This window comes from Stenotrophomonas humi (genome assembly GCF_001431415.1).
Lineage (GTDB): Bacteria > Pseudomonadota > Gammaproteobacteria > Xanthomonadales > Xanthomonadaceae > Stenotrophomonas > Stenotrophomonas humi.
The window spans coordinates 1-2,050 of the sequence record NZ_LDJI01000091.1; the positions used below are offsets into that span (position 1 = coordinate 1).

General features: G+C 63.2%; 3 protein-coding genes. 2 read left to right on the plus strand and 1 reads right to left on the minus strand.

Annotation, left to right across the window (positions count from 1 at the left end; genetic code table 11):
- The coding region (locus ABB26_RS18460) for a LysR family transcriptional regulator (protein ID WP_057636150.1) at nt 1–936 on the minus strand (936 nt) is incomplete at its 3' end.
- Between the two features lie 125 nt (nt 937–1,061).
- Here ABB26_RS18460 and ABB26_RS18465 point away from each other — a divergent pair.
- Nucleotides 1,062–1,289, plus strand: a complete 228-nt coding sequence (locus ABB26_RS18465; protein WP_057631857.1) for a hypothetical protein — start codon at nt 1,062–1,064, stop codon at nt 1,287–1,289.
- A 216-nt stretch (nt 1,290–1,505) separates the two neighbouring features.
- On the plus strand, nt 1,506–2,050 hold a 545-nt coding region (locus ABB26_RS18470), incomplete at its 3' end, for an efflux RND transporter periplasmic adaptor subunit (RefSeq protein WP_245626276.1).

The following is a 2,050-nucleotide window of genomic DNA, read 5'->3' on the forward strand; positions in this document are numbered from 1 at the left end:
CCCTGCGTTCGGGCACTGCAGCATCATGTAGTTGACGTCGAAATTGAGCTTGTCGACCAGGAAGTCGATGAACGCGCGCACTTTCGGTGACACCATGCCGCCACCGGCGAAGACCGCGTTGAAGTCATACTCCGGCCCGGTCCAACCGGCCAGTACGCGACGCAGCATGCCCGACTCGACGAACGGCTTGGCCATCACGTCGCTGCTCAACATCAGGCCCTCACCGGCCACCAGCATGGTGTTCAACGCGGCTGGGTCATTGGCGACCAGTGCCGGGTTGACGATGAATTCCTGCATCTCGCCACCGGCTTCGGCCAGCGTCCAGCTGAAGCGGTTGTTGTGGTTGTGGGCCTTGCGTACCGCCAGCGTGCGGTGGAACTGCAGCTCGCTGGGATGGCGCGGCTCGCCGTAACGTTGAATGTAACCGGGGCTGGCGAACACCTGGCTGCGCAGCCGGCCCAGCTTGCGCGCGACCAGGTTGGAGTCGGGCAACGGCCCGACCCGCAAGGCCATGTCGGTTTCGCCCGCGATCAGGTCCAGCTTCTCGTTGCCCAGATGCATGTCGACACGGATTTCCGGGTACTGCGCCTGGAACTGGTTCAGCAATGGTGCGATCCACATCGTGCCCATCGAGTAGGGCACGGTGAAGCGCAACCAGCCGCGTGGGCCGGACTGCAGCTGGCTCACCGCGCTTTCGGCCTGCTCCAGTTCACGGGCAATGCGCTGGCAATGTTCGTAGTAGACGGTGCCGGCTTCGGTCAGGCCGAGGCGGCGGGTGGTTCGATTCAACAGGCGCGCACCGAGCCGGCTTTCCAGTTCCTGCACCTTGCGGCTGACGGTGGTCTTGGGCTGCCCAAGCAGGCGGGCGGCTGCGGTGAAACTTCCTTGTTCGACCACCTTCACGAAGATCAGGGTGTCATTGAGATCGTTGGCCATGGGGGGCGCTCTAGCGGCAGCGGGATTGTGCCGGCGACGGGATGATTATTCCCTTGAATTCGTACTAATCAAGTCTGGATTAGAGGATTACTGTTTCGTCCTCCGCCAAGTCCGGATTTGCAGCCATGCGCCTGCGCCACCTCGCCCCGTTCCGTCAGACCCGCCGTACTCCGGCGTTCTCTGGTAATTCCAATTACCGTTTTTCGGTCAACAACCTGAATCCATTGAACTTTGAAAGCCTTTTCAAGGATTCCGAAGTGGCCGCCAAGCGCGTGGGTGAGGGCGTGATTCGGGATGGTCTGGTGCGTTGCCTGCGGTTCTTTGTCCCATCAGTGGGAGAAAAATTTCCGTGAGCGGGACACTGCTCCCGCGTATTCAGCGATTCCGCAACGTCGCTTTCAAGGGTGCGTGCGCAGCGCTGCGCGGCAGTGCCCCGGAATGTTGCGCCGCGCATGGCTGCATACCCGCTCGATTTGGACTTTCGTTTTCCTTCCACTCCCCCATGGATGCATGACATGAACGGTATCTCCTTCCCCTCCCGCATCACGCGGCGCATTGCCACTTTCGGCATGTCCGCGCTTGCCCTTGCCGTCCTCGCCGCCTGCAGTGGCGGTCACGCCGAAGAAGCCGGCATGCCGCCAGCGCCCGAGGTCAGCGCCGCGCCGGTGCTGGTCAAGCAGGTCAGCCAATGGGACGAGTTCAGCGGCCGCGTCGAAGCGGTGCAGAGTGTTGAACTGCGCCCGCGTGTGTCCGGCTACATCGACAAGGTCAATTACGTCGAAGGCCAGGAGGTGAAGAAGGGCGACGTGCTGTTCACCATCGATGCGCGCAGTTACCAGGCTGAGTTCAACCGCGCACAGGCCGAACTGGCGCGCGCTCGCACGCAGGCGGCACTGGCACGCAGTGAATCCGAGCGCGCCCGCCGCCTGGCCGAGCAGCAGGCCATCGCAGCGGAAACGGCCGAGCAGCGTCGCGCTGCTGCCGATCAGTCCGGTGCGCAGGTGATGGCGGCACAGGCCGCACTGGATGCCGCGCGCCTGAACCTTGAGTTCACCAAGGTGCGCGCGCCGATTGATGGCCGTGCCGGGCGCGCGCACCTTGGTGAACTCAAGGT

Coding starts and splice junctions, on each gene's coding strand:
- ABB26_RS18465 (WP_057631857.1), top strand. CDS start 1,062: ATGCGCCTGCGCCACCTCGCCCCGTTCCGTCAGACCCGCCGTACTCCG.